This window comes from Nocardiopsis ansamitocini, from assembly GCF_030268225.1.
Classification (GTDB): domain Bacteria; phylum Actinomycetota; class Actinomycetes; order Streptosporangiales; family Streptosporangiaceae; genus Nocardiopsis_D; species Nocardiopsis_D ansamitocini.
The window spans coordinates 81703-99570 of record NZ_BSQG01000010.1 but is presented as its reverse complement, the minus strand read 5'-3'; the positions used below and the strand labels follow the sequence as shown (position 1 = coordinate 99570).

Genomic DNA, 17868 nt, shown 5'->3' with positions numbered 1-17868 from the left:
GTCCCCCTCACCGGCATGAGTGCGAGAATTGCTTGCTTTCCCCGTCAGGCGGGTTCGAGCTCGAAAATCACTTCTCCGACGGCAATGTCGATGGAGTGTTTTCTGTGCAGCTTCCACCCGCCCTCGGCAAACACCGATTCCCAGTCGGCGACCGACGGGATAAAGGTCCCCATCATGTCGTGACCGTATTCGAACGCCAAGGTGAAAGGGGGAAGGTCCTGGTCGGCGATCCCGGTTGTCCGGGTGGCGTCGCCGAGCAGGAATCTGCGGGCGTTGGGGAAGAGGGATCGCAGCCGTCGCAGCGTTTCGACGCACTGCGCCCGTGGCCAGAAGTCGTGCCCCATCATGAAGCAGGTGAGGAGGTCGACGTCGTCCAGCTCCGGGCGCGGTTCCATGGCGATCACGTCCGCTTCCACGAACGTCACCCGGTCCGCGAGGCCGGTCGCGGCGGCTTCGGTGCGGGCCACCTCCAGTGCGGGGAGGGCGCGGTCGAATCCGAGCGCACGGGCCCCGGGGCTCCGGTGCAGCAGTTGCATGAGCCGTTCGCCGCTGCCGCAGCCCAGGTCGGCGGCGACGGTGAAGTCGAAGTCGAGGTCGTCCACCGCCGCCCAGAACCACGGGTCGTAGCAGAATGTGCTGATCTCCCGGCAGGCGAAGGCGATCGCCGCGCTGTCCCGTCGGTAGAAATCGCCGGTGCGGTTCTTTGCCCGGGTGATCTCCGGTGTCCGCTGGAAGAGTTCGGCACTGCCGCGCGAGAGCCAGTGGAAGAAGGAACGGGTGCGAAACGACTCGGCGAAGTTGGTCGAGGGGACCACTTTGGTGTCGTCGCGGCGGACGATGTCCACCGCCGCAAGTGCACGGAAGAGCCCCAGGGTCGATGCCGGGTCCAGGTTCTGGCGTTCGGCGAACTCGTGCGCGTCCAGCCACCCGTTCTCGTTCAGCTCGTCGAGTGCGCCCAGTTCCCAGGCCGCACTGAGCGCGGATGCCGCCACCGCCGAGTTGTAGATGAACGCAACCGTCTTCTCGGCGTCGCTGATGGCCATTTGTTCACAACTTTCGTCTGTTGCTTTCCGTGTGGCTTGACAATTGGCCGGCCGGGAATTTGAGAAGAGGCGGCTGGTTATTCCTCCCTCAATGGTTTTCGCTCCGTCCGATTGGCGGACCTCTCTCAAGTGTGCGCCGGAAGGTCGGCGGGGCACGATTTATCGGTAAAATCGCAGGTCGAAGACGTTTCCCATTGCCGGGTTTCAATCCAAGGCGATCTCGGTTTCGGTTGACACTATACAAATGGCAATCGAATAAGTAATGTGATCTCGGTCACACTCATTTTTTGTTGACATGTTTTGCGGCAGAATGGATCGTCTTGGATTGATTGTCGGCGCCTCAAAAGCGATGGGCTGATCCAATGGGGCCGACGTGACCAGGTGCTATATTGAATTTCGCCAGGATGTACCCGTGCTCTCCGGTGGGAGAGAAATTCCCGTCCTTCGGCATGGCCGATTCTGGCCAGTCGATATCTCTGTGTTCCGGTGAAGTGGGAAAGTAATGTGAAGCGGGGTGTCTGAACTGCGGCGAAACGGTCCGAGTCCCGTCCGTTCTTATACGGAATGGGACCCGCTCGAAGAAGTCATCGTGGGAATCGTCGACGGTGCGAGCTTTCCGCAGTGGCACACCGCCTTGGAACCCGTGCTGCCCGAGAACCAGCGCGCCACGTTCCGGCAACAGGCGGGCCGGCCCTTTCCCCCGGAACTGGTCCAGGCGGCGCACGACGAGCTGGAGGGTTTCGTCCAGTTACTGAGATCCGAGGGGGTGACGGTCCGCCGTCCCGAGCCGATCCCCCAACGGCAGCCCTACTCCACCCTGGACTGGACCAGCACCGGCATGTATGCCGCGATGCCCCGTGACGTCCTGCTCGTCGTGGGCGAGGAGATCATCGAGTGCCCGCTGGCCTGGCGCTCACGCTACTTCGAGACCCTCGCCTATCGCCCCCTGCTCAAGGAGTACTTCCACGGGGGAGCCCGATGGAGTTCCGGCCCCAAACCCGAACTAGTGGACGCACAGTACGACCCCGCCTGGACCGACCCCGCCCCGGGGGAGCCGACCCACCTCGTCGTCACGGAGTTCGAGCCCACCTTCGACGCTGCCGACTTCACCCGCTGCGGCCGCGACATCATCGCCCAGAAGAGCCACGTCACCAACGCGTTCGGGATCGAATGGCTGCGCCGCCACCTCGGCGACCGCTACCGCATCCACGTGCTCGAATTCGACGACCCCCACCCGATGCACATCGACGCCACCCTCGTACCGATGGCCCCCGGAAAACTGCTGATCAACCCCGAACGGGTGCGGAAGGTACCGGAGATCTTCCGCGGCTGGGACGTGTTCCACGCCCCCACCCCGATCATCCCCGACTCGCATCCGCTCTACCTGACCAGCAAGTGGATCACCATGAACATCCTCATGCTCGACGAACACCGCGTGGTCGTCGAGCGGCAGGACGCACCCATGATCGACGCACTGAAGAAGTGGGGATTCACCCCCATCCCCTGCGACTTCCGTCATTTCAACAGCTTCGGCGGATCGTTCCACTGCGCCACCCTCGACGTGCGCAGGCGGGGCGCGCTCGATTCCTACCTGGACTAGCCGCTTCCCGCCACGCCCACCGACCCCGGTTCCCCCCACCCCTGCCCCGCGTCCCGCAAAGCGGCGGGGCCACCGGCACAGAAGAGACGAGAGCCCATGAGCAACCCGTTCGACGACGAGGACGGACGTTTCCTCGTCCTGGTCAACGCCGAAGGCCAGCACTCGTTGTGGCCGGTGTTCGCCGAGATCCCCTCCGGATGGGAGCCGGTGTTCGGCGACGACACCCGGGCCGCCTGCCTGGGCTATATCGATGAGAACTGGACCGATATGCGGCCGCGCAGCCTGACCGACGCGATGGAGCCCTGACACCGATCCCGCGACCCCGGTCGGCCCGGTCCCCCGTGGGGGGCGGGACCCGAGGCGCACGGACGGCACACCTGCTCGACGGCACGACCTGGATCGGGAGAAACGAGAAACATGGCGGCCCGCGATTTCGACCCCATCGACCTCACCGCCGGGCAGCGAGGACTGTGGCACGCCCAGCAGGCCGCCCCGGACAGCCCGATACTCAACGTGGGCGAATACCTCGACATCGCGGGACCGGTGGACACCGGGGTGTTCGCCGAGGCACTGCGCTTGGCGGTGCGCGAGACCCAGTCGGTCCACCTCGAACTGTTCGAGGAGGACGGGGACCCCGCGCAGCGGCTCCTCGCCGAAGTCGACGCCCCCCTGCGGTTCCACGACCTCACCGCCGAGGACGCCCCCCACGACCGTGCCCTGGAACTGATGCGCGGCGACCTGCACCGCCTCCGCGACCTCCACCGCGCCCCGCTGGCCACCTACCTCCTGCTCAAGCTCGCCGCCGACCGTTTCTACTGGTACCAGGGCTACCACCACATCATCAACGACGGCGTCAGCCTGCCATTGGTGGCCAACCGCCTCGCCCACCTCTACGGCGCGCTGCACACGGGAGGCGACAAGGGGGAGCCTTTCGGTCCGATCCGCACCCTGCTCGACGCCGACGCCGCCTACCGCGCCTCCGCCGAGCACGACGCGGACCGCCGGTACTGGAGCAGCGTCCTCGACGCCTACCCCGGACCGGTCAGCCTCAGCACCCGGCCCGCGCGCGGAGCAGCCGACGGGGCCCGACGCCTCTCGTGTCGCATCGAACCCGCCGACGCGGACCGGTTGAGAGAAGCCGCCCGCGACCTCGGCACGTCGCTCGCCGGCCTGATGGCCACGGCCGCCGGCCTGGCGGTGGGGTGCGCCACCGGCAGGGCCGACGTCGTGCTCGGCTTCGCCGTCCACGGCCGCGGTCGCGGCGCCCAGCGCGCGGTCCCCGGAATGATGGCCAACATCGTTCCGCTGCGCCTCCGGATGCCACCGGGGACCTCTGTGCGCGACCTCGTGGCCCACGGCGCCGGCCGCGTGCGCGAGGCGGCCCGCCACCAGCGCTACCGCTACGAGGACATCCGCCGCGACCTGGGCCTGCGCCCCGGCGAGACACCGTGGTCGGTCTCGGTGAACGTCATGGCCTTCGACTACCCCGACACCTTCGGCGGCCACCCCGTCACCGCGCACAACCTCTCGGCCGGCCCGTTCGAGGACCTCTCCCTGTACCTGTGGGACATCGACCCCGACCGGAGCCTGCGCCTGGAGGTGGACGCCGACCCCGAGCTCTACGACGCGTCCGCCCACGCCGAGGCCCTGAACCTGATGCGGCGGGCGCTCGACCTGGTGGCCACCGCGCCCGACACCCTCGTCGGGCGCGCCGACCTGCTGCCCGGGTTCCAGCCCGCCGTCGTCGCACCCCCCGAGGAACCCACGGAGTCCGGGACGCACGAACCCGGCGCCGTACCCACCGCGCTGTCCGATCTGCTCGCCCCCCACGTGCAACAGCGCCCCGACGCGCAGGCGGTCGTCTTCGCGGAGACCTCCCTGACCTACGCCGAGCTCGACGCGCGCGCCGACGCCCTCGCCGCGGTGCTCACCGGGCGGGGAGCGGCCCCCGAGACCTGTGTCGCCCTGCTGCTCCCGCGGTCACCGGAATCCGTGGTGGCGATGCTGGCGGTCCTCAAGTCGGGGGCCACCCTGATGGCGCTGGACCTGGACCATCCCGACGAGCGGCTCTCGTTCATGCTCGGCGACGCCCGCCCCGTCCTGCTCGTGAGCTCCGTCGACCTCGCCGACCGGGCCGACCGGGTGGGGCCCGACGTCCGTCCGCTCTTCCTGGAGGAGACGGCCGCCGGAGCCGCCCCGCTGTCCGCGGGTCCCGCACCCGACCGCAAGCCGGGAACCGCGGCGTCCGCCCAGGCGGCGTACGTCATCTACACCTCCGGATCGACCGGGCGGCCCAAAGGAGTGGTGGTCCAACGCGGCGAGCTGGCGCACTTCCTGCGCCACTCCGTCGCCGACTACGGGATACGCCCCGAGGACCGGGTCCTGGCCGCCTCCGCCTTCACCTTCGACGCCTCGGTGCTCGACGTCTTCGCCTCCCTAGCCGCCGGCGCCACGATGGTGCTCGCCAGTGACGACGACCGTCACGACGCGGACGCCCTCCACGGCCTGATGGTCCGGCAGCGGGTGACGATGGCCCACCTCTCGCCCGGTGTGGCACAACTGCTCCCCGCCCACCGGCTCCCCGGCCTGCGGGTGATGTCCGTGGGCGGCGACGCGGTGTCCGCCGACCTGGTGGACACCTGGACGGCCGACCACGTCTTCTGGAACGGCTACGGCCCGACCGAGACCACTGTCGAGGTCACCCGCAAGCGTTTCACCCGCTCCTCGGGCGGACGGGTCCCGCTGATCGGGAGCCCCGTGGCGGGGGCCCGGGCCTACGTGCTCGACGGTGCGTTGCGGCGCCTTCCCGCAGGCGTCGTCGGTGAACTCCACATCGCCGGCCCGGTCCTGGCGCGCGGCTACCTCGGCCGCCCCGACCTCACCGCACTGCGGTTCGTGGCCGACCCCTTCGGCCCCCCGGGAGAGCGGATGTACCGCACGGGGGACCTCGTCCGCTGGACCCCCGACGGGGAACTGGACTTCATCGGACGGATCGACGACCAGGTCAAGGTCCGGGGCTTTCGGGTCGAGCCGGGGGAGGTCCAGGCGGTACTGGCCCACTGCGCGGGCGTAGGCCGGGCGCTCGTGGTGGCGCGCGCCGACGCCAGGGGCGACAAGATGCTCGTCGGCTACCTCGTGCCCGAACCCGGGGGAGCGGTCGACGAGGAGGCCGTCCGGCGCGACCTCGCCGCCCGGCTCCCGCACTACATGGTCCCCGCGGCGCTCGTCGTCATCGACGCACTGCCGTTGACCCAGTCGGGGATGATCGACCAGCGCGCACTGCCGGCGCCCGCCCCGGCGCACGCCCCCAGCGGACGCGCCTTCGGAACCCCCGTGGAGGAGGCGCTGCGCGCGGTCTTCGCCGACGTCCTCGGGCTGCCGGCGGGGATCGACGACGACTTCTTCGCCCTGGGCGGGCACTCCCTCCTGGCGACCCGGCTGGTCAGCAGAATCCGTACGGTCCTGGACAGGGAGACCGACATCCGCTCGGTGTACGACGCACCCACCCCCGCGGGCCTGGCCCGGCTGATCGGCGACGGTGCCCCGGCCCGCCCCGCCCTGCGGCGGTCCGACCGTTCCGGGCGCACACCGCTGTCGTTCGCCCAGTCGAGGCTGTGGTTCCAACGCCAGCTGGAGGGGACGGGATCGGCCTACAACCATCCGATGGCGCTGCGGCTCTCGGGCCCCGTGGACACCGCCGCCCTCGCAACGGCGCTGCGCGACGTCGTCCTGCGCCACGAAGCGCTGCGCACGGTCTTCCCCCCGACGGAGAACGACCCCTACCAGCAGGTGCTGGACCCGGACGCTTTGCACGTCGACCTGCCCGTGGTGCCCACCGACCCCGACCGGTTGCCCGCCCGGTTGGTGGCCGAGGCGCGGCGCCGGTTCGGGCTGGAGTCCGAACCACCCCTGCGGGCCGTGCTGTTCGCGCTGGGCCCCCAGGAGCACGTGCTGCTGCTGGTGATCCACCACATCGCCGGCGACGGATGGTCGGTGCATCCGCTGCTGCGCGACCTTTCGGCCGCCTACCTCGCCCGGCACGACGGGCGGGCCCCCTCCTTCGGACCGCTCCCGGTGCGCTACACCGACTACGCGCTGTGGCAGCGGGACCTCCTGGGCCGGCGGGAGGACCCCTTGAGCCTGCTGGCCGCGCAGCTCGCCCACTGGCGGGGCGCGCTCGCCGGCCTCCCCTCGGAGATCGCGCTGCCCACCGACCGGCCCCGCCCGCCCGCGGCCTCCTACCGGGGCGCCACGGTCCCACTCACCATCCCCGGAACCGTGCAGCGCCGCCTGGGCGCCCTCGCAGAGGAGCACGGCGCGAGCACCTTCATGGTGCTCCAGGCGGCACTGGCCGTCCTGCTGTCCCGGCTCGGCGCCGGGGACGACATCCCCATCGGCTCGCCGGTGGCCGGGCGCACCGACGAAGCACTGGGCGACCTGGTCGGCTTCTTCGCCAACATGCTCGTCATCCGAACGGACCTCTCCGGCGACCCGACCTTCTCCGACGTCCTCGAACGGGTGCGCACGGCCTGTCTCGACGCCTACGCCAACCAGGAGATCCCCTTCGAGGTACTGGTCGACGAACTCGCCTCGGAGCGGTCGCCGGCCCGCCACCCCCTGTTCCAGGTCGTGCTGGCCCTGCGCAACACCCGGGCGGGCGTACTGGAGCTCCCCGGCGTCGAGGTCCGTGCCGAGACCGTGGAGACGGGGTACGTCCCCTTCGATCTCGCCATCGAGATCGACAACGAGACGACCCGGACCGGACCGGCCGCGGCACTGACCGGAACCGTCCAGTACAGCACGGACCTCTTCGACCGGGACACCGTCGTCTCCCTGGTCGACCGGCTCGTCGCCCTGATCGAGGACGCCGTCGCCGATCCCGGCCGCCGCGTCAGCCGGTTCGAGCTCTGGCACCCGGGCGAACGCGAACGCGTCCTGCGGCGGTGGAACGACACGGCGCGGCCGGTCCCCGACACGACCCTGCCCGAACTCCTCCAGGCCAGGGCCGCCGAGGCCCCGCAACGCGACGCTGTCCTCGCCCCGGGGGAACGGGTGTCCTACGGTGCGTTCAACACTCGGGTGAACCGGCTGGCCCGGCTGCTGGTCGAACACGGGGCGGGGCCCGAGAGCGTGGTCGCCGTCGCGGTGCCGCGTTCGGCCGACCAGGCGGTCGCGGTGTGGGCGGTCCTCAAGGCCGGGGCGGCGTACATGCCCGTGGACCCCGACTACCCAGCCGAACGGATCGCGTTCCTGTTCGACGACATCACCCCCCTCGCCGTCCTGGCCACCGCCGAGACCGCACCCGGCCTCCCCGGCGCCACCCCCCGCATCCTCCTGGACCACCCCGACACGGCCGACCGCCTGGCCCGACAACCCGGACACGACCTCTCCGACGCCGACCGCACCGCCCCCCTGCGGCCCGGCACACCCGTGTACGTCATCCACACCTCCGGCTCCACCGGAACCCCCAAAGGCGTGGTGATGACCTCCGGCCCCCTGGTCAACCTGGTGATCGCCCACACCGAATGGATCAACAGCGGCACGGCCGGCTCCCCGCACGGGCCGGTGGCACAGTTCTCCGCGTTCAGCTTCGACGTCTCGGCCTGGGAGTTCATCGAAACCCTCACCGCGGGCAAACCGCTCGCCGTTCCCGACGCCCAGGTGCGGCGCGACCCCGAACACCTGGTGCGCTGGCTCGACGAGAACCGGGTCGAGGAGATCTGCGTCCCCAACGTGATGCTGGAGGCCATCTGCGAGGCCGCACACGTCCAGGGGCGCCGGCTACCGGCACTGACCGACCTCAGCCAGGGCGGGGAGGCGCTGCGCCTCACCCCCGGCGTCCGCGCCTTCCTCGCCGCACTCCCGGGCCGGCGCCTGCACAACCTCTACGGACCCACCGAGACCCACCTGGTCACCGCGTTCACCCTGCCCCCCGACCTGACCCGGTGGCGCTCGACGACCGCACCCGTGGGGGCACCGATCCCCAACACCCGCATGTACGTCCTGGACGCCGGACTCCGGCCCGTACTCCCCGGCGTCACCGGCGAGCTGTATATCGCGGGCACGGCACTGGCACGCGGGTACTGGGCCCGCCCGGGCATGACCGCCCAACGGTTCGTCGCCAACCCCTTCGACGGCCCCGGGGAACGGATGTACCGCACCGGCGACCTCGTGCGCTGGTCCTTTGACGGGGAACTGCTCTACGTCGGCCGCGTCGACGACCAGGCGAAGATCCGCGGTTTCCGGGTCGAGCCGGGTGAAGTCGAATTCGTCCTCGGCCGGCACGCGGACGTCGCCCAGGCCGCGGTCGTCGTGCGCTCCGACACCTCCGGGGGGAAACGGCTGGTGGCCTACGTGGTCCCCAGGCCCGGGGCCGACGCCGACGAGGGAGCGCTGAGGGCCTTCGTCGCCGGCTCCCTGCCGGAGTTCATGGTTCCCTCCCTCGTGGTGTTCCTGGACCGGATGCCGCTGACCACGAGCGGCAAGATCCACCGCACGGAACTGCCCGACCCCGACTTCTCCGTCCTCGCCACGTCGCGCGCCCCGCGGACCGAGAACGAGAAGGTGCTCTGCGACCTCTTCGCCGAAGTCCTGCGCATCGAACGGCTCGGAATCGACGACTCCTTCTTCGACCTGGGCGGCCACTCCATATCGGCGACCAGGCTCGCCAGCCGCCTCCGGAGCGTGCTGGGCCTGGAAGTGGAGATCCGCACGATCTTCGAGGCGCCGACGGTGGCAACGCTGGCAGCCCGCCTCGCGAACGCGGAGCGGACCAGCAGGCCGACGTTGCGGCGCATGCCCCGACCGCAGGAGCAGCCGTGATCCCGCTGTCGTTCGCACAGTCCCGGATCTGGTTCCTCGACCAGGTGGACCACGGGGCCGGGTACCGGATCCCGCTCATCTACCGCCTCCAGGGGGACCTCGACGTCGCCGCCCTGAACGCCGCCCTGGGCGACCTGGTCGACCGGCACGAGAGCCTGCGCACCGTCTTCCCCGAGGTGAACGGGGCACCGCGGCAGAAGATCCTCGCCTCCGCCGACACCCGACCGGACCTGGACGCCACCGACGTCGACGAACCCGGCCTGGCCGACGCCCTCCGCGAGGAGGTGGGCCACGTCTTCGACCTCGCCGCGCAACCGCCTTTGCACACCCGGCTGATCGCCCTCGGCGGCGACCGGTACGTGCTGCTCCTCCTGCTCCACCACATCGCCGCCGACGGCTGGTCGCTCACCCCGCTGCTGCGCGACCTGGCCGACGCCTACACCGCACGGCGCGCCGGCGGCCCCCCGCAGTGGCAACCACTGGCGGTGCAGTACCCGGACTACACCCTCTGGCAGCGCGAACTGCTCGGCGACATCCGCGACCCCGCCGGCCTGGGGGGCCGGCAACTGGCGTATTGGCGCGACGCCCTGAAGGGCGTCCCCGAGACGCTGCCGCTGCCCACCGACCGGCCCCGCCCGCCCGTCGCCTCCCACCGGGGGGCGACGGTACCGGTGCACATCGGCCCCGAAACCCACAAGGGCCTGCTCGCGCTCGCCCGGGACGAGCACGCGAGCCTGTACATGGTGCTCCAGACCGCGTTCGCAGCCCTGCTCACCCGCCTCGGGGCGGGCACCGACATCCCGATCGGGTCCCCGGTGGCCGGCCGCATGGACGAGGGGCTCAACGACCTCATCGGCATGTTCGTCAACACCCTGGTCCTGCGCACCGACACCGCAGGGGACCCGACGTTTCGCACCCTGCTCGGGCGCGTCCGCGCGACCGACCTCAACGCCTACTCCCACCAAGACCTGCCGTTCGAACGGCTCGTGGAGGAACTCCGTCCGAACCGCTCGGCGGCCTGGAACCCCCTCTTCCAGGTGATGCTGGTCCTGGAGGACCAGACCGAACGGGTCCCCGACCTTCCCGGCCTGCGCGTCACCGAAGAGCGCATCGACTACAGCAACGCCAAGTTCGACCTCGCCCTCCACCTGCGCCAGCACGCCTCCCCCGACGCCGAGGGCCACTACGGCCTCGACGGGGTGCTGGAGTACGCCCAGGACCTGTTCACGCAGGAGACCGCAACCGGCATCGTGGAGCGGCTGCTGCTCCTCGTGGCCGACATGCTCGCCGACCCCGACCGCCCGATCAGCCGGGCCACCGTCCTGACCCCCGCCGAACACACGGCGCTGACCGGTGGCCGGGCCGGGGCGTCCGCGCCCGGCGACGGGCCGCTGCTCCCCGCGCTCGTCGAGGAGCAGGCCGCGGCCACCCCCGACGCCCCCGCCGTCGCCTCCGGCGCGCTCGAACTGGACTACCGGGAGCTGAACGCCCGCGCCAACCGGCTGGCCCACCGGCTGGCCGGGCAGGGGATCGGCCCGGAGGCGATCGTCGCGCTGCTGCTGCCGCGCGGCACCGACGCGATCGTGGCGATGCTGGCCGTCCTCAAGGCCGGCGCCGCCTACCTGCCCATCGACCCCGACTACCCGGATCAGCGCATCGCCCTCATGCTCACCGACGCCGCCCCCCGGTTGCTCATCACCGACGGCGCCCTCGGGCGGCGCGCAACCACCTCCTCCGTCCCCCTCCTGGACATCGACACCTGGGCCGACCACGCCGCCGGCCTCCCCGACCACGACCCAACGGACGCCGACCGCGTACAGCCCCTGCTCCCCGCCCACCCGGCCTACGTCATCTACACGTCGGGTTCCACCGGGCGACCCAAAGGCGTGGTGGTCGAGCACCGCTCGGTGAGCCTGTTCGTGCGCCAGGCCCGCGCCGAGTACCCCGGAACGGCCGGCACCGCGGTGGTGACCTCCTCGCTCTCCTTCGACCAGGCACTGAACCCCGTGTACCTGCCGTTGACCAGCGGCGGCACGGTCCGGCTCGGCGCATCCGTGTGGGACGAGGCCCAGGCGGGGGACCGGCCCGCACTGCTGTGCGTCACCCCCAGCCACCTCGACCTGCTGGCGGAGCTGCCCGACGGCGCGTCGCCGAGCGCGTGCCTGACGGTGGGGGGCGAGGCCCTGACGGGCGACGTCCTGGCCTCCTGGCGCCGGCGGTTCCCCGACGTCGTCGTCTACAACTGCTACGGCCCCACCGAGGCCACCGTCGACAGCGCCCGGTACCGGTTGGCGCCCGGCCGTCGACCCGGGCCGGGGCCGGTGCCCATCGGCACCCCCAATCCCGGCGAGTGGATCCACGTCCTCGACGAACGGCTCGCCCCGGTGCCCCCCGGGGTGGTGGGGGAGCTCTACATCTCGGGCGGCGGACTCGCACGGGGATACCTCAACCGCCCGGGGCTCACGGCACAGCGGTTCGTCGCCGACCCCTACGGTCCCCCGGGAACCCGCATGTACCGCACCGGCGACCTCGGGCGCAGGCGCCCGGACCACGTGCTGGAGTTCGTCGGCCGCAACGACGACCAGGTGAAGATCCGCGGGCACCGGATCGAACTCGGCGAGGTCCGGGCCGCACTGCGCGCCCGTCCCGAAGTGGCCCGGGCCGCCGTGGTGGTGCGCGAGTACGCCCCCGCCGACGAGCGGCTCGTGGGGTACGTGGTGCCCGCCGCTGCCCACGACGGTGCCGACCCCGCCGCGATCCGCACCGCCGTGGCGGAGGTACTGCCCGCCGCCGCCGTCCCCTCCGCGGTGGTCGTCGTCGACCACCTGCCGTTGACCCCCAGCGGGAAACTCGACCGGGACGCCCTTCCCGCGCCCGGGTACGCTGCTCCGGCGGCCCACCGGCGCGGCCCCGGCACCAGGGAGGAAGCGGTGCTGTGCGCGATCTTCGCCGACGTGCTCGGGGTTGACGAGGTCGGGGCGGACGATGGTTTCTTCGAGCTGGGCGGTCACTCCCTCCTGGCGATCCCGGTCGTGCACCGCATCCGTCAGGAGTGCGCCGTGGACCTGCCGATCGCCGTGCTGTTGGAGGCGCCCACTGTCGCGGAGCTCGCCGTGCGGGTGCGGGAGAGGCGGGCGGGGCCCGTCGAGCCCCGCAGGCACGAGCCGGTGCCGAGCGCCTTCCTGCCCCGCTTGTCCACGCGTTCGGCCGACGCGGAGTTCACGCTGTTCTGCCTCCCCTACGCGGGGGGTGGCGCGTCGGCGTACCGGGAATGGCCGCAGGCGTTCTCAGCGGGCGTCGACGTCCAGCCGGTGCAGCTCCCCGGGCGGGAGGGGCTCGCCCTGCATCCCCCCGTCGAGCGGTTCGACCGGATGGTCGCCCTGCTCGACGAGGTGCTGCGGCCGGTCCTCGACCGGCCGTTCGGCCTGTTCGGGCACAGCATGGGCGCCATGCTCGCCACCGAACTCGCCGCCTACTGGGAGGCCGGGGGACACCCGGGCCCCGAACTGGTGGTGGTGTCGGCCTGGACGGGGCGGCCCCGAACCGGACCGGTGCACGGGGGCGGTCACCTCACCGACGACGAGCTCGTCGAACGGGTCTTGAAACTGGGCGCCACCGACCCCACGGTCTTCCAGGAGCGTGAGCTCCGCGCGATGGTGCTCGACGTGTTCCGCGGCGACCTCGCGTTGAGCGCGGACCACCGTTGCGGGTTCGACCGGCTCTCCGTTCCGGTCCTGGCGGTCGGCGGCTCAGATGACGAGGCGCTGACCAGGGAGGACCTCGAAGCCTGGCGGCAGCGCACCACCGGCCGCTGCACGGTGACCGTGTTCCCCGGGGACCACTTCTTCCTGCGGGACCAACGAGCGTCCCTCGTGGACGCGATCGAGGCGGAGATCGGGAAGGCGTCGGGGCGTGGCACGCGCCCCCGATGATCGCGCCGTAAATCGTGAATCCCGCGCAGAGAGCGTCTGGAAGGGCAGTCTGTAGTCCATTGGGGTCGGTTTTGTTGACGGGGTCGCATTGTGCGTAGGTGTAGGCCGCGTCGGCATCGGTGGCGGTTGAATTCTCTGTGGTGAGGACCAGCACGGTGTTGTGGTGGTCGGTGGTGGAGTGGAATCGTTCGTTGTCCGCGCCGTGGATCATCGAGATGAGTGTGCCGTCGGTGTCGCGCACGAAATGCGTGCGCACGCCTTGGGATGCGATGGTGCTGACTCCCAGGGCGGTGGTGGTGACCTGGCGGTCGACGCGGTTGCCCTCGAAGACGTCGGTGATTGCGCGCACCTGGGTCTGATCGGCGGTGTCGTAACTGATCAGCGTCGCCAGCGCGCCGTCGGCGTCGGTCTGCCGGGTCTGGTTGATGGGGGTGTAGGCGGTGGAGCGCTCGCCCTTGGCGGTCAGGTTGCCCTCGTCGTCGTGGCCGAGCTCCACGCCGCGCGCGGTGGTGGCCTGGTCGGCGTCGTTGTAGGTGAAGGTGTCGCTGCCCTCGCTGAGCAGGTTGCCCGCGTCGTCGTAGGCGCAGTCCAGGGTGCCGTTGGAGGTGAGGCGGTCCAGGGCGTCGTAGGCGTAGTCCTCGGTGGTGCCGTTGACGGTCTTGGACTGCAACTGGTCGGAGTCCGCGGTGGTGGTGCTGCGTGGTTCCGGGCCGCTCCCACAACGGCGATCCGCAACGGTTGGCTGGTGGGCGCCCCGGTCAAGCGGTCGTCGACCGTCTGCGTCCACTGGCGAGGACGCCCTTGCCCGTCAACGATCCAGGAGCCGTTCGACGACGTCGTCGACGTCCGAGACGATTCGGTCTTCAGAGGCCCGCCGGTCCGAGGTGAGGTGGTCCAGGAGGTCCGCGCGGACCATGGACAGAAGAACGTGCGCCGTCCAGCTGGGATCGAGCGACGTCGAGGTCTCGGCGATGGTTTCCGCGAGCACGGCGTGGACCCAGCGGTACGGCTCGGTGTCGACCAGGGCCCCGCTGTCTCCAGACGTCGCGCTCTCGAGCACGCGCATTAGGGGACTGTTCTCCAGTTTGACCCGGACGACGGCCGCCATGACGGCCCGGACCCGCTGCCGAGGGGGAGAGCCGGGCCCCAAAGGGGCAGGGCCGGTGGCGATCGCCTCGCGAAGGCGTTCGGTGCGCGCCTCGTAGACGGCGCGGATCAATCCGGAGCGATCGCCGAACCCGCGGAACAGCGTGCCCTTGCCGACGCCCGCGGCAGTGGCGATGGCGTCCATGGACACGGCGGTTCCTTCGGGCGACTCGGTGAACAGTCGGTCCGCTGCTGCCAGGACGGCGGCACGGTTGCGAACCGCGTCGGCGCGCGCCTTCCGTGGAGACATGGTCCCTCCTCTTGAAAAACGGACCGCAGGTCCGTATAGTGATTCGGACTGCTGGTCCGTAATCTACTGGAGGTTTTGACATGGCCGACGAACCGCACCCGCGTACACCCGAAGAGGTCTTCCGTGAAGGACTCGCGCGTCTATGGCGGGATGATCTGGCCGGATACTTGGACCTGCTCGACGACGAGGTCGTCTTCGAGTTTCCCTTCGCGCCGCAGGGCCGTCCCCGACGGCTGGAGGGCAAGTCCGACGTCGCCGCCTACATGGCGCATCTGCCCGGCACGCTCGACGTCGACAAGGCGCCCAGTGTCCGCATTCACGGGACGACCGACCCCGGGGCCCTGATCGCCGAGATGAGCATTGAAGGACGTATCAAGGCGACGGCCGCGCCGTTCTCGCAGCAGTACGTCGTGTTCCTCGACGTGGTCGACGGGCGGATCACGTCCTACCGCGACTACTGGAACCCGTTGGCCGTCCTTGATATGGCGGCGGGCTCATGACCAGGCCGCTTCGCGTCCTGGTGACCGGTGCGACCGGCACCACGGCGACCGCGCTCCTGCCCGAACTGCGTCGCCGTGAGGTGGAGGTGACCGCGGCCAGCCGGAACCCGCCAGCGACAGCCGGGATCCGCTCGGCGCGATTCGACTGGTACGACCCGGCCACGCATGACGCCGCCCTCGATGACGTGGACCACGCCTACCTGGTGCCACCGCCGCTCGACCCCGATCCCGCCGCGGCCATGGTCCCGTTCCTCGAGCGCGCTCGTCGGCGCGGCGTACGCCGCGCCGTACTCCTCAGCGCGTCGATCGTCCCAGCCGGCGGGCCGGCGGTCGGCCGGGTGCACCAGGCCCTTCCCCGTGTCTTCGACGAGTGGGCCGTGGTGCGGCCCTCGTGGTTCATGCAGAACTTCACCGGCGACCATCCCCACGCGCGTGAGATGCGAGCGGAGGGGACCGTGACGACGGCCACCGGAGACGGCCGTATCGGTTTCGTCGATGCCGGCGACATCGCGGCCGTGGCAGCGCGTGCGTTGACCGATGACGAGGTGCCCGGAGAAGATCTCGTCCTCACCGGACCCGAAGCGCTGAGCTACGGCGACGTCGCCGAGGCGTACTCGGCGGTCACCGGACGACCCGTCGCACATCGGGCGATCAGCCAGCAGGCACTCGAAAAGCGGTTCAGCGCGGTGATGGACCCTTCTGCGGCTGCCATGCTGGCCCGCGTGGACGGCCTCGTCGCCTCGGGGATCGAGGATCGGGTGACCGACACCGTCGAGCGCGTCACCGGACGCCCCCCGCGTTCCCTGGACGACGTGTTGCGGCGAGTATCCGGTTCGGCCGCGCGATGAGAGCCAAGCGGCTGGGCTCCGCCGGATCCCCACGTGCCGGCCCGGGAGCGGGCGGGCACCGGAGCGGTCCTCGTCCATCAGTCTGCGGTGGGTCGGCGTCCACGCCGCGCGAGTGACCGGTCCGCCGGGATTCGCCTGTTCCGAAGCTGCCAACGCAGTCGAGACGATGGGGGTTGCCAAACGGCCGGGAGCCGTTCGGGACGGCCTTTGCGGGCCCAGCACGTCGGCCGGTGGGACGGATGCCCAGGGGGCCGAACCCGTCGGAGGCGAAGCCCTGGTCAGAGAAACGAGTGGTGTCGTGGGTGGTGAGCAGGCGGGGACGGTCTCCCGCCCGGTTGGGGGACAGACCGTCCGGGCCGATGTCGCTGAAGGGGGCCGACCTCGCGCACGGTGTCCTCATCGGCGTGGATCGGGCGGGCGATCGCGGGGACCGTGTTGCCGCTGGACGAGGCCGACGATCGTCGCCCGTCGGTAGCGCGCCGTGGTTGGTGCTGCCCCGGCGGACGGTGCACCGGAGTTGTTCGGCCTTCGGGCGCGGCGAGTCCGCGGACCCGGACGGGTCGGGCCACCGGGTGCCTTCCGACAAGGGCGGCAAGCGCTATGGCATCCGCCCTGTCAGGAGCCGCGGACCCGGCGAACGTTTCCGGTCAACCCACTAGGTGTGCGAGATCCGCACGACCGCGTGGTCGTCGTCGGTGCCAAGGACCGTCACCTGGACGTCGTTGAGGTTGCCCGACGACTCCCCGCCGCCCGTCGTCATGCTCGTGGACAACGAGACCCCCGGAGCGGTTCCGTCGACGGTCACGTAGTCCGGGGTCACCTCCCGCATGACCAGCTCGTCCACCCCGTACTCCCCGTCCATCGGGATCGTGTCGCCCTGCTTCACCTCGACCTCGCAGTCGGCGTCCTGGCAGGCGCCCAGGTCCGTGCCGTCGGCGGTTTTGGGCAGGTCCATGCTGGGCGACGCCGGGGCGGCGGGAGCGGAGTGGGCCGCGGGCGTCCCTGAGCCGCTCTCCTGCTCCGGTCGCATGGTTTCCCCGCCGCCGCAGCCGCACAGGAGAACGGACAGGGCTCCCACGGTGAAAAGTAGGGCCGAACCGCGCGCGTCCTTGGTCATGCTTCCTCATTACCCTCGATGTGGCCGGGGCCCGGACCTGGCCCGGGGCCTCGGTGGTCAGCAGTACCGCCGTACATCTTTCCAAGCGGCGCCCCGACCATGCATCGCGAGCCGGACCTGTTCCACGTGCCCCAGGGGGCGCGGAAGCCGCGGCGCGTGCCGGGAACACGGGTGCTCCCGGCGGTAGGCGGCGCGCGAAGAAGGCGGACGGCCTTCCCCTCGGCGGTCCGCCTCGCTCTTCGGGCCCTGCCTGTCCGGCGTCGGAAGGGGCGGCCGACGTCCTCCGGCGGGCGCCCAACGGCCCTCCGCGTCACAGGCCCCGAACCGAGCGTCGGGGTGAAGCCGTGATCGATGTCCACGCACTCCTGCCCCGCAGTCCCCGCGCAACCGCTCGGCGATGAGCGCCGGCCGTTCCACGCGCTGTCGGCGGCAGCCCGACCGAGGCGAGACATCCCAGGGGCGGGGCGATGCACACCAGATCGGGTGCGACAAGTCCTCCGAAGCGGTCTGCTGGCGGGGGGCTCCGACGGCGGACCCTCCGATGCCCACGCGCCGTTGACGCCGCCGAGTAACAGCCACGAGAGCGCATGCCCCGACGAGGCCAGGGACG

Annotated in this window: 10 protein-coding genes; 7 read left to right on the top strand and 3 right to left on the bottom strand. The window is 70.9% G+C overall.

All coding sequences use genetic code 11. The features are described from left to right. Positions 1–44: 44 nt before the first annotated feature. On the bottom strand, positions 45–1043 hold the full coding sequence (locus QSJ59_RS21315) for a class I SAM-dependent methyltransferase (RefSeq protein ID WP_285761509.1): 999 nt from the start codon (positions 1041–1043) through the stop codon (positions 45–47). A 514-nt stretch (positions 1044–1557) separates the two neighbouring features. Here QSJ59_RS21315 and QSJ59_RS21310 point away from each other — a divergent pair. From QSJ59_RS21310 to QSJ59_RS21290, 5 genes are all read left to right on the top strand, one after another. After that, complete coding sequence (locus tag QSJ59_RS21310) at positions 1558–2643, top strand: hypothetical protein (RefSeq protein WP_285761508.1); 1086 nt, start codon at positions 1558–1560, stop codon at positions 2641–2643. A gap of 96 nt (positions 2644–2739) precedes the next feature. Beyond that, entirely contained in the window at positions 2740–2949 is a 210-nt protein-coding gene (locus QSJ59_RS21305; RefSeq protein ID WP_285761507.1) for an MbtH family protein, read from the top strand. A gap of 111 nt (positions 2950–3060) precedes the next feature. After that, the gene (locus tag QSJ59_RS21300; RefSeq protein ID WP_285761506.1) at positions 3061–9465 is read left to right on the top strand and encodes a non-ribosomal peptide synthetase; all 6405 of its coding nucleotides are present in this window, start codon (positions 3061–3063) and stop codon (positions 9463–9465) included. Beyond that, complete coding sequence (locus QSJ59_RS21295) at positions 9462–13397, top strand: amino acid adenylation domain-containing protein (RefSeq protein WP_285761505.1); 3936 nt, start codon at positions 9462–9464, stop codon at positions 13395–13397. The genes QSJ59_RS21300 and QSJ59_RS21295 overlap by 4 nt, the downstream gene beginning before the upstream one ends. 140 nt (positions 13398–13537) lie before the next feature. After that, a complete protein-coding gene (locus QSJ59_RS21290) occupies positions 13538–13756 on the top strand; it encodes a hypothetical protein (protein ID WP_285761504.1) in 219 nt (72 codons plus the stop codon). Positions 13757–14205: 449 nt separating this feature from the next. Here the strand turns inward: QSJ59_RS21290 and QSJ59_RS21285 are convergent, their stop codons facing one another. Continuing rightward, positions 14206–14793 (bottom strand): TetR/AcrR family transcriptional regulator, encoded by a 588-nt coding sequence (locus tag QSJ59_RS21285; RefSeq protein ID WP_285761503.1) that lies wholly within the window; start codon positions 14791–14793, stop codon positions 14206–14208. 80 nt (positions 14794–14873) lie between these two features. Between QSJ59_RS21285 and QSJ59_RS21280 the strand changes: the two genes are divergently transcribed. Then, the gene (locus QSJ59_RS21280) at positions 14874–15293 is read left to right on the top strand and encodes a nuclear transport factor 2 family protein (RefSeq protein WP_285761502.1); all 420 of its coding nucleotides are present in this window, start codon (positions 14874–14876) and stop codon (positions 15291–15293) included. Beyond that, the gene (locus QSJ59_RS21275) at positions 15290–16141 is read left to right on the top strand and encodes an NmrA family NAD(P)-binding protein (protein WP_285761501.1); all 852 of its coding nucleotides are present in this window, start codon (positions 15290–15292) and stop codon (positions 16139–16141) included. The genes QSJ59_RS21280 and QSJ59_RS21275 overlap by 4 nt, the downstream gene beginning before the upstream one ends. Before the next feature lie 655 nt (positions 16142–16796). On the opposite strand, the gene QSJ59_RS21270 is transcribed toward QSJ59_RS21275, so the two are convergent. Further along, positions 16797–17258, bottom strand: a complete 462-nt coding sequence (locus tag QSJ59_RS21270; RefSeq protein ID WP_285761500.1) for a hypothetical protein — start codon at positions 17256–17258, stop codon at positions 16797–16799. Positions 17259–17868: the final 610 nt, after the last annotated feature.

Coding starts and splice junctions, on each gene's coding strand:
- QSJ59_RS21315 (WP_285761509.1), bottom strand. CDS start 1,043: ATGGCCATCAGCGACGCCGAGAAGACGGTTGCGTTCATCTACAACTCG.
- QSJ59_RS21305 (WP_285761507.1), top strand. CDS start 2,740: ATGAGCAACCCGTTCGACGACGAGGACGGACGTTTCCTCGTCCTGGTC.
- QSJ59_RS21300 (WP_285761506.1), top strand. CDS start 3,061: ATGGCGGCCCGCGATTTCGACCCCATCGACCTCACCGCCGGGCAGCGA.
- QSJ59_RS21285 (WP_285761503.1), bottom strand. CDS start 14,793: ATGTCTCCACGGAAGGCGCGCGCCGACGCGGTTCGCAACCGTGCCGCC.
- QSJ59_RS21280 (WP_285761502.1), top strand. CDS start 14,874: ATGGCCGACGAACCGCACCCGCGTACACCCGAAGAGGTCTTCCGTGAA.
- QSJ59_RS21275 (WP_285761501.1), top strand. CDS start 15,290: ATGACCAGGCCGCTTCGCGTCCTGGTGACCGGTGCGACCGGCACCACG.
- QSJ59_RS21270 (WP_285761500.1), bottom strand. CDS start 17,258: ATGACCAAGGACGCGCGCGGTTCGGCCCTACTTTTCACCGTGGGAGCC.